The 16,502-nt window shown below is 64.6% G+C and carries 14 protein-coding genes and 2 pseudogenes; 12 read left to right on the top strand and 4 right to left on the bottom strand.

The window, feature by feature from the left end; translation table 11 throughout:
• From thrS to A5777_RS09850, 4 genes and pseudogenes are all read right to left on the bottom strand, one after another.
• Positions 1-319: pseudogene (gene thrS, locus A5777_RS09865) on the bottom strand (threonine--tRNA ligase); the annotation flags it as partial.
• Between the two features lie 113 nt (positions 320-432).
• Positions 433-846, bottom strand: coding sequence for a TIGR02611 family protein (locus A5777_RS09860; RefSeq protein WP_005206049.1), 414 nt, complete (start codon positions 844-846; stop codon positions 433-435).
• Positions 785-2,305, bottom strand: coding sequence for a glycosyltransferase 87 family protein (locus A5777_RS09855; protein WP_039855659.1), 1,521 nt, complete (start codon positions 2,303-2,305; stop codon positions 785-787). The genes A5777_RS09860 and A5777_RS09855 overlap by 62 nt, the downstream gene beginning before the upstream one ends.
• Before the next feature lie 30 nt (positions 2,306-2,335).
• On the bottom strand, positions 2,336-3,772 hold the full coding sequence (locus A5777_RS09850) for a carboxylesterase/lipase family protein (RefSeq protein WP_064862529.1): 1,437 nt from the start codon (positions 3,770-3,772) through the stop codon (positions 2,336-2,338).
• 238 nt (positions 3,773-4,010) lie between these two features.
• On the opposite strand from A5777_RS09850, the gene A5777_RS09845 reads away from it, so the two are divergent.
• The 12 genes and pseudogenes from A5777_RS09845 to A5777_RS09790 all read left to right on the top strand — a co-directional run bounded on the left by A5777_RS09845 (position 4,011) and on the right by A5777_RS09790 (position 16,495).
• Entirely contained in the window at positions 4,011-4,613 is a 603-nt protein-coding gene (locus tag A5777_RS09845; protein WP_064862528.1) for a recombinase family protein, read from the top strand.
• On the top strand, positions 4,610-4,876 hold the full coding sequence (locus A5777_RS09840) for a hypothetical protein (RefSeq protein ID WP_064862527.1): 267 nt from the start codon (positions 4,610-4,612) through the stop codon (positions 4,874-4,876). Before A5777_RS09845 ends, A5777_RS09840 begins: the two co-directional genes overlap by 4 nt.
• A 74-nt stretch (positions 4,877-4,950) precedes the next feature.
• Entirely contained in the window at positions 4,951-5,514 is a 564-nt protein-coding gene (locus A5777_RS09835) for an NADPH-dependent FMN reductase (protein ID WP_064862526.1), read from the top strand.
• A 117-nt stretch (positions 5,515-5,631) separates the two neighbouring features.
• Positions 5,632-6,227 (top strand): annotated as a pseudogene (locus tag A5777_RS09830) (mycothiol transferase).
• Positions 6,228-6,506: 279 nt separating this feature from the next.
• Positions 6,507-7,157, top strand: coding sequence for a 2OG-Fe(II) oxygenase (locus A5777_RS09825; protein ID WP_064862530.1), 651 nt, complete (start codon positions 6,507-6,509; stop codon positions 7,155-7,157).
• A 2-nt stretch (positions 7,158-7,159) separates the two neighbouring features.
• Positions 7,160-7,429 (top strand): Ada metal-binding domain-containing protein, encoded by a 270-nt coding sequence (locus A5777_RS09820; RefSeq protein WP_064862525.1) that lies wholly within the window; start codon positions 7,160-7,162, stop codon positions 7,427-7,429.
• Between the two features lie 243 nt (positions 7,430-7,672).
• Positions 7,673-8,848, top strand: coding sequence for a tyrosine-type recombinase/integrase (locus A5777_RS09815; protein ID WP_064862524.1), 1,176 nt, complete (start codon positions 7,673-7,675; stop codon positions 8,846-8,848).
• Positions 8,849-9,630: 782 nt separating this feature from the next.
• A complete protein-coding gene (locus A5777_RS09810) occupies positions 9,631-10,095 on the top strand; it encodes a hypothetical protein (protein WP_064862523.1) in 465 nt (154 codons plus the stop codon).
• Between the two features lie 4 nt (positions 10,096-10,099).
• On the top strand, positions 10,100-11,323 hold the full coding sequence (locus A5777_RS09805; RefSeq protein WP_064862522.1) for a VapE domain-containing protein: 1,224 nt from the start codon (positions 10,100-10,102) through the stop codon (positions 11,321-11,323).
• Positions 11,320-13,236 (top strand): DNA polymerase, encoded by a 1,917-nt coding sequence (locus A5777_RS09800; RefSeq protein ID WP_064862521.1) that lies wholly within the window; start codon positions 11,320-11,322, stop codon positions 13,234-13,236. The genes A5777_RS09805 and A5777_RS09800 overlap by 4 nt, the downstream gene beginning before the upstream one ends.
• Before the next feature lie 88 nt (positions 13,237-13,324).
• The gene (locus A5777_RS09795) at positions 13,325-14,467 is read left to right on the top strand and encodes a DUF2637 domain-containing protein (RefSeq protein ID WP_064862520.1); all 1,143 of its coding nucleotides are present in this window, start codon (positions 13,325-13,327) and stop codon (positions 14,465-14,467) included.
• Between the two features lie 480 nt (positions 14,468-14,947).
• On the top strand, positions 14,948-16,495 hold the full coding sequence (locus A5777_RS09790) for a hypothetical protein (RefSeq protein ID WP_156529338.1): 1,548 nt from the start codon (positions 14,948-14,950) through the stop codon (positions 16,493-16,495).
• The last annotated feature ends 7 nt before the right edge of the window (positions 16,496-16,502 follow it).

Raw genomic sequence — 16,502 nt, 5'->3', positions numbered from 1 at the left:
GCGAGCCGTCCTTGATCGGCGGCCCGATCCCGAGCTTTGCCTCGGGAAAGAGATCCTGCACGGCCTGTGCGAGCACGTGCGCCGTCGAATGCCTGATCACGCTCCGGCCCGCCTCGGTGTTGGCGGCAACCGGTTCGACGTCAGTGTCGAGATCGGGAGCCCAGGAGAGATCGCGCAGTTGGCCTGCGGCATCACGAACGACGACGACGGCCTCGGGTCCCTTGTTGGGCAGTTCGTGCTCGCGCAGCGCCGTGCCCGCGGTGGTCCCGGCCGGCACACGGATCGTGGCTGGGCTGGTCACCATTGCGTTGTCGGGCACTTCGCTGCTCCTTGATGCGAGGCGGGCGTCGTGCCCGCCTGTGAGTATCGGTGTTCGTGCACGTCGATCGTATCTGCGGGCGCCCCGTCGGCCACCACCGCGGCCGGGATGTCCTACAGGATCGGGCTCGTGAGCCACGAAGCGTCGAGGTTCACCCAGTTCGCGGCAGTTCCCAGCACACCCAGGACCCACAGGGAGGCGAGTACGACGACGCAGGTGACGATGCCGAAAGCCCCCTGCACAGACCAGTGACGTTTCTTCATCCAATCGAGCCAGGCGTCGTATTTGCTTCGCGCGAAGCGCAGTAGCCGTTGAGCCCACGAGAATTCCGACGCGAGGATGCCGAGTCCCAAGAACACGATCAACCAGCCGGGGCCGGGATACGGAATGGCGACGATGCCGCCCGCGAGCACCAGCGCACCGACGACGCCGACAATGATCCGATAGGTGAGGTTCAGACGCGCGTCACGCCGGATGACGAATCTGCGTTGACGACTCCAGATGCGTATTCGTTGCCACGTCGGCACGCAGTACTCCACTCTCCGCGTTTGCTGTCTCCGACGCCGTGGGGCTGACGGCACCGGACGACTCGATGTGTCCAGGGTACGTATCCGGCTGCGTCACCTCCCCACGCGCGTCGGCGCGACGCTGTCGAAACTCGGCTGCCAGCGTGACGATGATCGTGAGCAACAGGATCAGTGGATAACACCCGGAGTAGAGGATGACCGTGATGCGATCGAACACTCCCGGATCGGGATATCGCGGCATCATGAACAGCCCGACCGCAATGATGTGATCGGCTCCGTAGTGGCTTCCGCTGCCCCAGTAGTTCCACCAGTACGAAAACGACAGCGCGCCGACCGTCAGCGGGGCCAACCACCGCCACCAGTACCTACGTCCGCGGATGCTGCCCCGGTACGCGAAGTCGAAGGCGACGACCAGCAGCGGTACCACCCACACCCAGTGATGACCCCACGAGAACGGTGACACCGTCGCCGCGGTCATTCCCGCGGTGGTCACCGACAGCAGGCGGCGTCCGCGCCGGTAGGACACGACCGCTGCCCAGAGCCCGAGAATCGCCGCGACGAGCGCCACGGGCATCCACATCCAGTCGGGCGGCGAGAACAGCGGCCCGACCGGTGCGGGCTCGGAGAACCGTCGAACATCGAAATACGCGAGCATCTGCGCGATGAACCCATTCACCGACTGGTTCGCCGGTGAATCCACGCGTCCGATACGTGACTCGCCGGTCACGTATGTCGTCCAGTACTGATGGGCGTCGGCCCTGATGACCAGGTATCCGATCACGACGGTGATGGCGAACCCCACGACTGCCATCGCCGCGGCCCGCCAGCGACGCAGCACGAGCAGGTACACGACGAAGAACGCGGGGGTCAGCTTCAGCCCCGCCGCGATGCCGACGCCGAGACCACGCAGCCTCGATCGCGGATGGAGCAGATCGAGAAAGACGAGGTCGAGCAGGATGATGAACATCAAGAAGACGTTGATCTGGCCGAGCCAGATCGTCGTCCGTACTGGTTCGAGCACCGTGACACAGATGGCTCCGCACACACCGAAGATCGCGAGTTTGCTGTCTGCCTTGTAGCCGAGCGTGCGCATGCCGAGGTATACCGTCGCCACGAGCGCGAGGAAGATCGCCACCCACCACACGATCTTCGCCACCAGCGCACTCATCAGCGCGAAGAGGGTGAACACCACAGCAGAAAATGGCGGATAGGTGAAGCTCAGACGACCCCACACCGGAAATTCGTAGAGTGGTCGGCCATCGAGCACGACACGTCCACCCGCTCGGTAGACGTACAGATCGGTGGCGTTGTCGAACAGCCCGTTGAACTGCGCGCCGATCGGGATCACGAAGATATGCCAGATCAGCGCGAGGACGGCGAGTACTCCGACCGCGAGCACCGGCTTCCAACCGAGTACCAGCGGCGACGGTCGCTGATCGACGGTGGTGCTCGCAGACATGAACACACCGTAGCCAAGACTTATCGCAGGTCAGAAACCGAATCGCCGAAGGCGTCGATTGTCTGATTCCGTACCGGTCGACGACCAGCCCGGATCGCCCGTCGTCGCGAAGTCGACCCACGCTCGATGCATCTCGTCGGCGACCTGCTGGTCCGGCTCGGGGCCGACGAGGGAGTGCGCCTGGTCGAGGTGATCGAAGACGAACGGGATTTCGACGGCGTGACCTGCCCTGATGTCGGCGATCGGACTCCGGTACCCGAACTCGTAGAGGTGCGTCGAGCCCGATGGACGCGACGCGGCGAGCGTAGTCGTCGGGCCGGAGAATGCGCGTACGGTGAGTGCCTGCGCGAGCACGTCTCCTGGGCCGGCACCGGCGTCGAGTCCGGCGCGGAGCTGGTCGATGCCATTCGGCTGCCGACCGAGTACCGCTGCGGCAGCCTGCTCTGTGATCGCATCGGCTCCGCCCGACGCCGCGAGGAAGAATCGGAACTCGTCGGCGTTCCAGCCTGCCAGCAGCGGAACATCGGCCCCGGCGCCCGACGCGATCGCCTCCTGCGGCACGGAGGTGAGGACGTCACCGTCGACGACGGGGAACTGGCTCATGATGCCCATCCCCTTGGCAACCGTCGACTCACCCCACAGGGCGGGGTCGGGGTTCACCATGCATTCGAGTGCCAGTTGCGACTGGGCCGCGAGCAACGCGACGGGATCGACCTCGGCAAACGACTGTGCGTCGGCGTCGACACCGAGGATCTCCGACAGCCGCCCGGTGACCAGACGGGCATCGTCGATCTCAGCGGCCGCTGTACCGTTGCCGCTCTGCATGATCGCTCGCCGGAACAGACCGCGCGCAAGCGGCGACGCCAGTAGCGACGCGACGCTCATGGCTCCGGCCGATTCGCCGAAGATCGTCACGTTGCCGGGGTCGCCCCCGAAGCTCGCAATATTCGCGTGCACCCACTCGAGGGCCGCGATCTGATCGCGCAATCCCCTGTTCTCGACGCCGCCGCTCACCGACGCGAAACCCGCTGTGCCGAGCCGATAATTGAGGCCGACGCAGACCACACCGTCGCGGGCGAACGTATCCCCGGCGTAGATGGCCAACCGGTTGGAACCACGGGTGAACGCACCGCCGTGAATCCACACCATGACCGGTAATCCGCCCGCACTCTGATCCGGGGTCCACACGTTGACAGTGAGGTAGTCGTCGCCGAGTTCGATCACGTTGTCGAGCAGTGCGGCGATCGGCGCCGGGTACGGGACCTGCGGTGCCGTCGGCCCGTACTCGACGGCTGTGCGCACACCGTCCCAGGAGTCGACCGGCCGGGGTGAGTCGAACGCCGCAGGCCCGACAGGAGGAGCAGCGCAGGGAAGGCCGAGAAAGGCCGAGACGCCATCGGATCTGCGACCCGAAATACGCCCGGCGGTTGTCGTGACGACGGGGGTCTGGACATGTGTTCGCGTCATGCTCGCGGACAGTACGCCGTGACGACGCCCAGCCGGATGCGATCGCGAAGATATCTCGGATCATCGTCTCATAACTTGTCCCAACTGTCTCATAACTCCGACAGTTCGGGAGTTCGACGATCCGTCTTATTGTCTTGGTCTCGCTCGTTTAGAGGGAAACTCGTGGATCGGTAACTGTGTCTCGAAACGCCGTCGCCAAATCTCATTTTGTCGGTAGTTCTGCGATACGTTGTTGGACATGGCACAGCCCCCTCCGTCCGCGCAGCACATGCTGCTCGGATACGCGCGTACGAGTGCGGTGGCGCCGGCACTCGACGAGCAAGTCGATACCCTTGTCTCCCACGGCGTCGCCCAGCGTCGGATCTACACGGACGACACCCTCGCGGGAGTCGTTGCGGCACAACGGCCCGGCTTCGATGCTCTCCTCGACTACGCCCGCCCGGGCGACCTTCTCATCGTCGTCAGCATGGACCGGTTGGGGCGCTCCGCCGACGAAGTCCTGGCGACCGTCCGCACGCTCACCGAACTCGACGTGGGGATACAGGCCCTGCGCGAGGGCCTGAGCACGCACGACGACGGCGGCTCCACACTCGTCGGTGTCCTCGCTTCGCTCGCCGTCGCCAACGACGAGATGAGTGCCGTCGGGCGTCGAGCGCGCAGCCCAGGCGACCGTCATCGAGCCGGACACCTTGGACGTCCACGAGCGCTGACCGACGAGCAGGTCGAGCTCGCGCGACGCCTTCGCGAGAACGGCGATTCCGTCCCGACGATTGCCGCCGTGCTCGGCGTCAGTCGCGCCACCCTGTACCGCACCCTCGCAGAAAAGAGAGCCACCAGATGACCAGCGGCCGAATTGTCGCGTTCCCGGTGTCGACGCCCCCGACGACGCGTCAGCCGTCGCTCGTCGACGACACGCTCGACGAAGATGCGTTCCAACGCGGATTCGACGACGCGACAACGTATCTCGCCACCATGCCGGATACCTGGGCGCGTCACCACGCGTCGTCGGCGCTCGCTTCGGGCGACATTCCCGAGATCACCCAAAGCTACGAACGCGGGTACCGCGCCGCTCTCTACGGCTTCGTGAGGCAGGCTCGCCGCTGACTGCCACGTGTGCGCGCTGACTACCATCGTTGGCGCAGACCCCGCTCGAGAATCCGAACAGAGAAGAGACTCCTATGACCAGGCTGATGATCATTCTCGGAAGTGTCCGCGAAGGCCGAATCGGCGGCCCCATCGCCGAATGGGTCAAGGCAGCAGCAGATGCCGACGACCGTTACGACGTCGACTTCGTCGACCTCGCAGAGCTCAATCTTCCGTTCATGGACGAGCCTAACCATCCGCGACTCAAGAATTACGTGAAAGACCACACCAAGGCGTGGAGCGCACGCGTCGAGGCAGCGGACGGGTTCATCTTCGTCTTTCCTGAGTACAACTACAGCTACTCCCCCGCCATCAAGAACGCACTCGACTACCTGCACAGCGAGTGGGACCGCAAACCCGTCGGCTTCGTCAACTGGGGCGGCAACTCGGCGGGAACACGCGCACAGGTCGCACTGCGGGTCGTCGTGTCAGCACTCGGACTCGTCATGACCAAGGGCAACGTCGAGATCAACTTCCCGCAGAAGCAACTGACCGACGACGGCATCTTCGAGCCGAACGAGCAGCAAAGCGCCGTGGTCAAGGCTCAGCTCGACGAGATCGTGAAGCTGTCTGAAGCATTGACACCGCTTCGCGGATGACGGGCATTGACACCACTTCGGAATTGAGAGTCATTATTTCATTGCGGACCGAAACCGACCGCAATCGCTGAGAGGCTCTGATCAGAAGTTCACACCACCTCTGATCGGAGCCTTTCGATGTATTCACCGCAGCGCGACAATGAAGTAACCGGTATCGCCAACTATGTTGATCAGCAGCTCGACGCGATCCGCGCCGCGGCGTTCGGCCTCACGGAGGCACAGCTGCGCGAAACCCCCTGTCGGAGCGAACTTTCCATCGGCGGCTTGATCAAGCACACCCTCGACGGCATGCGTGGCGCAGTCGAGCGGCTCTCCGGAGAGGACGTCACGCCGACGGTCGACGCGGACGGCGTCGCCGACTATCTGGCCGGTTTCGTTGTGGGCGAGAACGAGTCGGTCGACGATCTGCTCAGCGACTTCGACAGCACACGCGTGCAACTGCGTGGACTGATTCTGGCCAGCGACCCGGGAGCCGACGCGATTGCGCCGCCGGCACCCTGGTACGGCCAATTGGAGCCGCAACCAATCCGGTTGCGCTACTTCCTCATTCACCTCATCGAGGAGTACGCGCGTCACGCCGGGCACGCCGACATCCTCCGAGAGCAGATCGACGGCATGGCTGTACCCGCTCTGGTGATGACGCTCGAGGGCGTATCGGCGAATCAGTTCTTCACGCGCCCTACGAACCTACCGCGGGCACCGTCGGAGCGTGAAAGGCACTGTCGCCCAGGCTGGCTGCTCGTGGGCACCGAGAGCCGTGCTGGTGTAAACCTCATCTCACGTTTCGGTCCGGTGTCGCGACTGCCTGGTGAGGGCGCAGGAGGCGCTCGGTAGTCGACATTGGAGGAAACGTGACCACAGCCGCGAACAACCGAGGCAACCGCGGGGCTGACGCCGGCGCACATCGCAACGTCGGCGCCACGGGTGCGGCTGCGGGGGATGCGTACTCGCAGCGTGTCGAGTCGGCCGACTGGCGAAGCGTCACCGCAGAGGTGAACGAGTACGGCGGTGCGCTTCTCCCGCGGCTACTGAACGCATCTGAAGTCGACGACCTCCGAGCTCTGTACGACGACGACGCCTTCCGCGCGACGGTCGACATGGGTCGTCATCGCTTCGGGGAGGGACAGTACAAGTACCTGCACGCCCCCTATCCGGAGCCGGTCGAGCGGCTGAAACAGGCGCTGTATCCGCGACTGCTGCCAATCGCTCGGGATTGGTGGACCAAGCTCGGGCGTGATCCGATCTGGCCGGACACCCTCGACGAGTGGCTGGCGATGTGCCACGCGGCGGGCCAGAAGAAATCGACGGCGATCCTGTTGCAGTACGGCGAACGCGACTGGAACGCATTGCGTCGCGACCTCTACGGCGACCTCGTGTTTCCGCTGCAGGTGGTCATCAATCTCAGCAATCCCGGAGTGGACCACACCGGCGGGGAGTTCCTGCTGCTCGAACAACGCCCACGCGCACAGTCACGGGGGACCGCGTTCCTACTGCCGCAGGGTCATGGCTACGTGTTCACCACCCGAGACCGTCCCGTCGAGTCCAAGCGCGGGTGGGCGGCAGCATCGGTACGGCACGGAGTCTCGGCCGTACGATCCGGCGAACGCGTCACCCTCGCCTTGGTCTTCCACGACGCCGCATAGCTGTGGACGACAAGACCTACGTGCTCCTCGGAGCAGATCGCAAGCCATATCGGAGCGCCACACCGGGAAGCCTTGGCGGACACAGACGTAGCCGCATCTACGGCGAGTTGGATTGCACCTGTGCGCTGCAGACGATAGCCCGGGGCGGATACGTGAACAACCGTGTGTTCTTTGCCGACGAAGCGACCGCGATAGCCGCAGGTTTCCGGCCGTGCGCGATATGCCTCCCCGAGAAATACCAAGCTTGGAGGCAGGCGCAGAAGGCGCAATGATCAAGGCGGAGGTGCCGGCGATAACGGAACACCCAGTCGGGCACACAGCTCGGCGTCGAGACGACCCACCTAGTGGCCACTTTCTTGTGGTCCCGGCTGGGATCGAACCAGCTTCCCCGTGTAAGGTCAGAGGCATAACCAGCAGGTCAGAGCGATTTACTTCCCGCACGGTAGTGCACGATTCCGCTCGTTTTGGCATCCTGGGTACCCACCAGGTACCCACTGACGCGGGAGGAAACCTACGTGGCCGAGTCCTTCGGAACCATCGACCAACGACCTAACGGCCGCTACCGGGCGCGCTACACCGCGCCCGACCCCCACGGCACGAGCGGTCTGACGCCCGCACAGCGGCGCATCAGCGCACCGGGCACGTTCGCCACCAAGGCGGAGGCGCGCTCCTGGCTGAGCCGGCAGCACGCTTCGATCGCCGACGGCAGCTGGGTGCACCCCGACGAGTCCGCGAAACTGGCTGAGACCGAGGCCGCACGGGCGGCGGTAACCTTCGGCACATACGCCGACAGGTGGGTCCGCGAGCGCACCAACTCCCGGGGCGAGCCGATCCGGCCGCGCACGCGCAAGGAGTACGAGCGGATGCTGACCTCCGAGAACGGCTTTCTGGCCGAGTGGCGCACCACTCCCCTGACGACGATCACCCCTGACGCGGTGCGAAGTTGGCGCACTGAGAAGCTGGCGACTGGCGCACTTACAGCGACCGCACGTGCCTACGACCTGATGAAGAGCATCCTCAAGACCGCTGTCGAGGACGGACTGATCACGATCAACCCTTGCCAAATCAAGGGTGGATCGCTCACGTCCACCAAGCGCAAGGTCCGCCCACCGACCGACGACGAGCTCGAGGCGCTGATCGCCGCTATCGACAAGCGCTACAAGGCCCTCGTCGTCGTAGCCGCCGCCGGTGGTCTGCGCTATGGGGAGTGCTTGGCGCTGACCACTAACGACGTGATCGTCGACCACACCGAGGACGGTGAGGTCGACTGCGTGCGCCTGGTTGTCGACGACGCGGTCGTCGAGGGATCGGGCATCCCCCGCGAGTCTGGTCAGGTCAAGTCCGAGGCGAGTGTGCGTGGGATCAGCATCTTCGGGCGGGACGCGCGGATCATCGCTGACCACGTTGCCGGCTTGCCCGCTGGCGCGCTCCTGTGGACCGACACGCAGGGTCGGTACATCTCGCAGTCGTCGGTCAACAACTCGTGGTGGTCGGCACGCGAGGAGGTTGGCTGCACCGACGTGACGTTTCACAGCCTGCGTCACTACCAGGGCACCAGGTACGCGCAGACGGGCGCGACGTTGGCCGAGATCATGGCGCGGCTCGGGCACAGCAGTGCAAGGGCCGCGATGAGGTACCAGCACAGCGGGGTCCGCGATGACGAGCTCGCACGTCGGGCGGCCCGAGATTGAGGAACCCGATGTAGCCGATGTAGCCGACCCTCCAAGCCTTCCCCTATATATAGCTCTATAGAGAAGAGAATGAAAAACCTGGCTACATTGGCTACATTTCTGCCCCCCAGGTCACCGGCCTTTTTTAGGCTATTTTTGGTGTAGCCAAATGTAGCCGTGAATCGGACATTGGCTACACTTTTAGGCGACAGTGTGCTCTGGATCACAGTCCGTGTAGCTTTTTCGTCATCTCTGGCTACATCCGGCTACATCTTGGCTACGCCTAGGGCCCCACTCCCGGAACCGTGGTTGGCGCATCAGCCACCCGAGCCCTTATAACGTTTTGGTAACGCTCGGTAAATTGGTTGCACAGTCTTGCGCGGCAACGCCGAAACCTGCGGATTCTTGCTGATATGTGCCCCATCTACTCCTTGTTGAGTTCCCTTGTGCCGCAGTGCATTCTGGTGTCACCAGATGAGCACAGCGCCCTGAGGAGGTGAATTCCATGACTGCTCCCACCGACCGCGAGCCAGTTGAGCCAGGATGGGTAACCCCCGCCGAATACGCCGCGCGCAAGCGGCTGAGCCTCGCGACGGTCCGCCGCTATCTGGCGAAGGGTTCGATTCCATCCGAACAAGTTGGCCCGGGGTGCGCCGTCCGAATCCCGGTCAGCGCCCTTCGGTCCTGACGCACGCCACGGAAAGAGAAACGCTGCCCGGCCAATTGACCGAGCAGCGTCCTTGAAATCTCAATTGTCTATCCCGACGAGGTTGCCGCCTCGTCATGTCTTCATGGAGTTTAACATGCCAACATCCGAAATCTCGCGTGCCGCGGGGTCAATCGAAGGCTTGAGCGACGCGTATCTCGTCGCCGTGCATGTCGCCGGTGCGACCGAGGTCCTCACTTTTATGGCTGAGGCACACGCAAGGATCGCGGCCAAAGAGCGCACCCAGCGTCAGCTGACGTCGTGGGAAGCGCAGAACCGCGAGCGCGCTCTGTCCACGCCGCTCGACGAAACACAGCCGGCCGTATGCCTGAGCGCGCTCGTCGTGTCCACGAAGGCTGACTTCAACAGCTCGGTGGTGACGGCGTATGCCGAGTTGGTCTTCCCGGGCAAGGGGATCACGTCGGCCCTGATCGACGGGGATCCCTACCGCGTCGGCCGTTTCGCGCGTTCGCACAACGGCTCGTACGCGCCGTGGAGCTTCATCGACAGCCGTGGTGACGAGGCCGTCGAGCTGCTGGCCTACGCGCGAGAGGTGCTGTGAGACAATGGCCTTCAACCCCTCGATGGTGACCGTCAAGCGCGCTCGCGCGGCGGTCACACACGATCCGGAAGCTGCGTCCGCCGCGGGCCTGCGGTCCAAGTCCGGTCTAGCGGCGCCGACGGTCAAGGCGGTCAGCCGGCTTCTCGATCGGCTGTACCCGATCACTGACCTCTACCTGGACACCGACACCGGGCTGATGCAACTCGGCGACGTCGTCGGCCCGGCAGCGCTCACGGAGCTGATCCGGGAGCTTGAGATCATCACCGAGCTCGGCGGCTGGTACGAGAAGCGCAATCTGGTGGAGGACTGCGTGCGCCGGCGCACGCGGTCACCGCACGCCGAGCGGCTCATTGCGGTTCCGAAAGACCTTCCTGTCGCGGACCTCTCGCCGTGGACCAGTCGCATGCGCGACCCGGAGTTCGCCGACGAGGCGCTGCGGCTGATGGTGTACGGATATGTGAGCCGGGGCTTCCGCCCTGGCGCGAAATTTGATTACATCATCGTTATCACAGGCCCAGAGGGCGTCGGAAAGACGACGCTGCTGTCGACAATGCTGCCCGGGCGAAGTGTCGCGTACCGCCACAATGACCAGCATCCGGTGGAGGCCGCCGCAGAGTGTGAGCGGATCGACCTGGAGGAAGCATCTGAGGAACTTTTCGGCCGCGACCGATTCAACGCCTTCAAAGATCGCGTGACGATCACCGAACGGGGCGAGGACCAGAAGTGGGTGCGCGGGAAGACGCAGCTAAAAGTTCGTGCGATTTTCGCAGGGTCAAGTAATGAGCGGTACCTCATGCCGTCGGGCTTGGAGGGAACGCGCCGCATCCTGCCTCTGGTAATGGACGACTCGGACACGTCGTTGATGCCCACGCTCACGGAAGTCGTTTGGCAGCAGCTGATCTCAGAGGCTCTGCGGCGCTTCGATGCCGACGAACTGCCGGTGCTCTCGCCCGAGGGGAGGGATCGTCAGAAGGCTGCGCTGGCGTATGTCACGCGACCGGATGACGACGGCGACCTGATGCAGCACGCGATTCAGGAACTGATCACCTCCCAGGGCCATTTCCAGAAGGGAGAGCTGCAGGACGCGCTGATGGAGTGCGATCCGTCGGTGGCCCGCAATCCCAATTTCGGGTACACGTGGCGACGACTGCAGTCGGGATACAAGCAGGTATCCAAACGGATCGGTGGCCGGGTGACGAAAGTATTCGTACCGGTAGGTGCGCCATGAGCGCCGACATCCTGCTCGACTACGAGACCCGCATCCGCGGTGACGACGACCGGTATCTCAAGGATCACGGGCCCTATCTCTACACCGAGCACCCCGCCTTCGAGGTGACACTGCTGGCGTTCCGGGTCGGTGAAGGTGCAACACACGTCGTCGAGGGCGCTGACGCGATCCGGCACGTGACGCGGTTCTTGGTCGACTATTCGGCGCGCACCGGCCGGAAGCTGGTCGCGCACAACACCTCGTTCGACCGCCTGGTCGCCTCGCGGGTGGTGGGTATGCCGACGGCCACCTACCTCGACCCGGCGGGTTGGGACGACACCTTGCCGCGTGCCAGGCTGCTGGGGTATCCCGGCAGCCTGGCTGAGCTGGCCGAGGCGCTGGGCGCACCGGCCAAACTGGAAGAGGGCAAGGACCTGATTCGGCTATTCGGCTCGACCGACGCGCCGTTGAAGGAGCTCGTCGCGGAGCACCCGGCAGAGTGGTCGCTGTTCCGCGAATATGCCCGCCGCGACGTCGACGCACTGGCACATATCGACCCTCTGCTGTCGTGGCCACGTCCCGAGGAGCGTCTGGCCTGGGTGCTCGATCAGCGGATCAACGACCGGGGCATAGAGGTCGATCTGAACTATTGCCGAGCCGCAGACACAGCGGCCCGGGCTGCGCAACAACGCGACATCGACCGGTTGATCGAGATCACCGGCGTTGCTAACCCTCGGTCGGTTCCGCAGCTCAAATCGTGGTTCGCCTCGCGTGGGTTCAACCCTCCGAACCTTCAGCGAGAGACGCTCGAGAAGCACCTTCCCGCTGACATGGAGCAAGCGGAATGGTTGAAAGGGCACAGAGACCGCTCCGATCTGCCGGCCGACGTGCTGGAGGTTATCCGCATCAAAACCGCCGGCGGTGTAGTCGGCCGCTGGAAAAAGATGTCCGACTGGACATGCTCGGATGGTCGGATTCGGGGGGCGTACGTCTTCGCCACCGCGCACACCGGCCGGTGGTCGAGTCGGGGTGCGCAGCTGCACAACATGTCTCGGGACAGCGTTGGTGAGACCGACGCCGAGGTCAACGAGTTCGTGCAGCGGATCGTCGACGATCCGGAGGGTGTGGAGCTTTCCCTGCGCGACATGCGCGGTGGTCTCCGGCCAGCGCTTGTCGGTCCGTTCACCGTCGTGGATTTCAGCGCCATTGAGGCTCGGGTGCTCGCCTGGCTGACGGGTGAGGACGACATCGTCGGCCTCTTCGAGGCTGGTGAGGATGTGTACGTCGACGCAGCCCGCAAGATCGGCTTGGAGGTGCCGGACAAGGCTGTCGACCCAGCCGGTTACAAGATGGTCCGCGGTCAGGGCAAGGTATTGACACTGGCCGCCGGCTACGGTGGCGGCCCGGCCACGCTGCGGGCCCAAGGAGCTGTCGGCACTGACGCCGAGATCAAGGCTTTGGCGACTGCGTGGAAGCGAGCTCGGCGTCCAGTCACCCGGCTCTGGCGCGACCTCGAGCGTGGGCTCACATGCCCTGTGCGCCGCCCACGCGGGGTGTCGATGCGACGCAGCGACAACAGATCCCGTGAGCTGATCCTGCCGAGCGGACGGAGCCTACGATACGCGCGGGTCCGGGAGACCGTGAAGGGCGATCACGTCTACACCAAGCCGCACGGCGGGATCGGAAAGCTGTGGGGTGGCACGCTGACGAACAACCTTTGCCAAGCGGTCGCCAGGGATCTTCTCGTCGAAGCCCTGCTACGCCTCGACGATGCCGGCTACACCGTCGTCGGGCATGTGCACGACGAGGTGATCATCGAAGGTCACCATGACGTCGACTTGGTCGCCAAGTTGATGTGCCAGCTGCCGCGGTGGGCAGCTGGATTACCCCTCGCAGCAGAGGGCTATCAGTGCGTCAGGTATCGGAAGGAGTGACGGTGATGACCACGACTCTCGTCCCTGCGAACCCGTCACGAAGGCTCATCTCGACGGCGGCGATCGCCTCAACAAGTAGGGAGCGATCATGAGTGACAGGCCTGAATCTCACAAGCGCGGGTACTACGGGCTCGTCCTCGTGGTCGGTGTGGGCTTGTCTGTGGCCGGCAACAGTCTGCACGCACACGCCGTGACTGGAGGCTCGGCGCTGGCGGCGGTCGGCGCGGCGATCTTCCCCGTGCTGCTGCTAATGATGACCGAACTTATGATGCTCACCGCCAAGAGGTTCGGGGGCTGGGTGCGCGCCGTCACCGCGGGTCTGGCTGCGGTCGTCGCAGCGATCTCGTTCGCGATCTCCTACGAGGCGCTGGCGTATGTTGCCCGGGAGCTGTTCGGGATTGGCGCGACGCTGGCGTGGGCTGTCCCGCTGACGGTGGACTTGCCGATCATCGGTGCGACGCTGGCGCTGTGGGCTGCGAGCGATCTGATCCGACAAGCGCGGGTGGCCAGTTCCGAGACCGAGATCCCGTCGATGGTGCTGACGACAGCGGCCGACGACAAACCGGTCGTCGCTGTCAGCGATGGTGATTCCGCGATGTACGCACCCGTCGACGACAGCCGCTTTCCGTCGACGACGACTGTCGATCAGGCTGTCTCCGAGGTCGTCGACGATGACGCCGAACTGCTGACGACAGCTGTCGATGACACCAACACTCTGTCGACGATTGTCGTCACCGCTCCCGTCGTCGATGAATTGGCACAGGTCAACACGGCCAACGACAGTCGCCCGCCCGTCGACGACTGCGATGCCGAACCTGTCGACGACAGTGATTCGTCACCGTCGACGACAGATGACGACGATGCACAGTTCGTCGATGGCAATCCCGTCGTCGACAGCGACGACCGTCATCCGGTGGCGCCGGTGACCGCCGACAACGCTGTCGTCGTCGACAACGCAACATCGTCGACGATCGTCGACACCGACAGGATCACAGCTCTGGCGACCGCCGTCGTCGACGAGACCCGGACAAAGGTCAGCGTCGACGATGTCGCCCGCGTGCTCGTCATGCGGGGCGAAGGCATGTCGATGACGGCCATCGCAGACACGGTCGGCATCGCGTCGCACAGCACCGTCAGCGGGCTGGTGAAGGCGGCGGCACGCATCGACGACGCTTATGCCGTAGCGGTCGACCAGCAGCGCCGGCCAGCACTCGCTGCGGTTCGTGGTTGAACCGGGTCACGCTGGCATGCAGCGACATTCGGCACTGGGCCGGTCTATGCCCCCGGCGAGCGAAGCGAGACCGGCCGCCCGAAGGGCGGCATAGGACAGACGAGCGCAGCGAGAGCGAAGCGTTCTGTCATATGGGGCCTACGACAGCTCGCTGGCGTACTCGCAACCTGGTATATTTATGCGTAGCGACGGATACATATGCTGCCTCCCTGGGCGGTGGGCCGGGAGCGCAGCGAGGGGCCCAGACCGACGCCCGGGATCGAGTCGAGAGGAGGCGCGTGAGCGATGGCAACGGATCGAGCATCGCGTGCCTCGATGGATCACTGGGGGTGGCGCAGCCGGGGCGCCGGCGAGGATCGTGGCCGGCGGGCGGCGACGATGAAGGAAGCCGAGCGCAAGACCGCGGGCCCAGAGGAGGTGCTCCGGCAGGCGGCGATGAATCCGGCAATCAATCCGGAGATGACATGGATGAACGTCGACATGGTCAACGACGGCGACGGCGGCTTCCGTCCGATGCAGTCGATCGAGGAGGCGCTCGCGTACGGCGACGCCCGGCTGGCGCGGATGGTCAAGACCCCGAAGGCCGGCAGCCCGAAGCCGGACGCCGCGACGCGGGACAAGCGTGAGGGCACGGGCGAACGGATCGGCGACACGATTGTGGGTCACTTGCCGCTCGGTATGTGCGAGCCGGACGGTACCTATTTCAATCCGCGCGACCCAAAGACGGGCCGCGGCAAGATGTACGCCAAGGGCTCCAAGGCCGGTGAGCCGATTATGCTTCCGCGTTATCGCGCCAAGGATATGGGCGAGGCAGTGCGATATTTCGAGGCGTTTGTCTCGTTTCAGGCCCAGCTGCTCCCCGGCGGCCAAGAGTCGATCCACTGCTACAGCCTGCAGTTCGACGAGGGCCGCCCGCATGTGCAGATCCTCGCGGATTTATTTGAGCCGGACGTCTCGAAGAAGAACCCGCAGGGGTTGAAGTCCGGCTACCAGAGGGCATTCGGATCGCATCGCAGCGACATGTTGGTGCAGTCGACGGACCGCAAGACCGGGACGCCGCTGTTCAATGCGGACGGGTCACCGAAGATGGTCCGCGAGGGTGGGTCGCGCAAGATGTCGCGCTACCACGAGGAGTTGCGCGAGCACATGCTCGCTCTCGGGTATGACATCGAGTCAGAGATCGACCTCGACCGGCACATGCGCCGGCTCGACCACGCGGATTACCAGCAGTTGTTGGACGCGCAGGCGGAACACGAGGATCGAGTGGCCGAGGACCTCGCGTTCGTGGGTGCGACGATGCGTGAGGCGGAGGACCACCGCGAGATGGCCGTCGATGTGCTGGTCGATGCTCACGAGAGCGCAGAGGCGACGATGGTCGAGCTCAGCCATGCCGAGGTCGCCGCGATCGCGCGCACGGCAGAACTCGACCAGCGGGAGTCCGCGCTCGACCAGCGGGAGTCCGCGCTCGACCAGCGTGAGGCCGAGATCCCGCAACTCCGCGCAGCGGCTGTCGACGAAGGTCGTGCCGAGGGACGCGCCGAGGGCCGTCGGCTGGCCGAGCAAGCCCGCGCTGACGGTTACCGGGACGGTCATGCGGCCGGTGTGCGTGATGCCGAGAGTGAGACCAGTGCGATGGTGGAGCAGGCGCGGGCGGACCGAGCGGCGGCGGCCGAGGCGGTCCGTGAGGCCGCCGATCTGACCCCCGCGCAGGCCGCGCAGCGCGTCGTCGATGACTACACGACGAAGTCACGCGACGCTCTGAAGCGGTATCCGGTGATCAAGGTCGGCTACGACAAGACGGGTAAGCCGCACCGTGTGCTCGACGCTAAGGGCAAGCCTGTGGTCACCAACGCCTGGGAGCAGATGCGGACCGACACCGCACATGCCCCGGGCCCTGACATCACCGTCGGCCAGGTGCGGCGTGACGGTGCGAAGCTCACGCGTGAGATCGCCGCCGACAGTCGCGCGCATGATGGAGCGCAGCAGCAAAGCCAGCAAAAGAGGAACGACAGAGGGATCGGACTATGACCACTGT

It is taken from the genome of Gordonia sp. 852002-10350_SCH5691597 (assembly GCF_001665715.1).
Lineage (GTDB): Bacteria > Actinomycetota > Actinomycetes > Mycobacteriales > Mycobacteriaceae > Gordonia > Gordonia sputi.
This window is presented reverse-complemented; position numbering and strand designations above follow the sequence as displayed.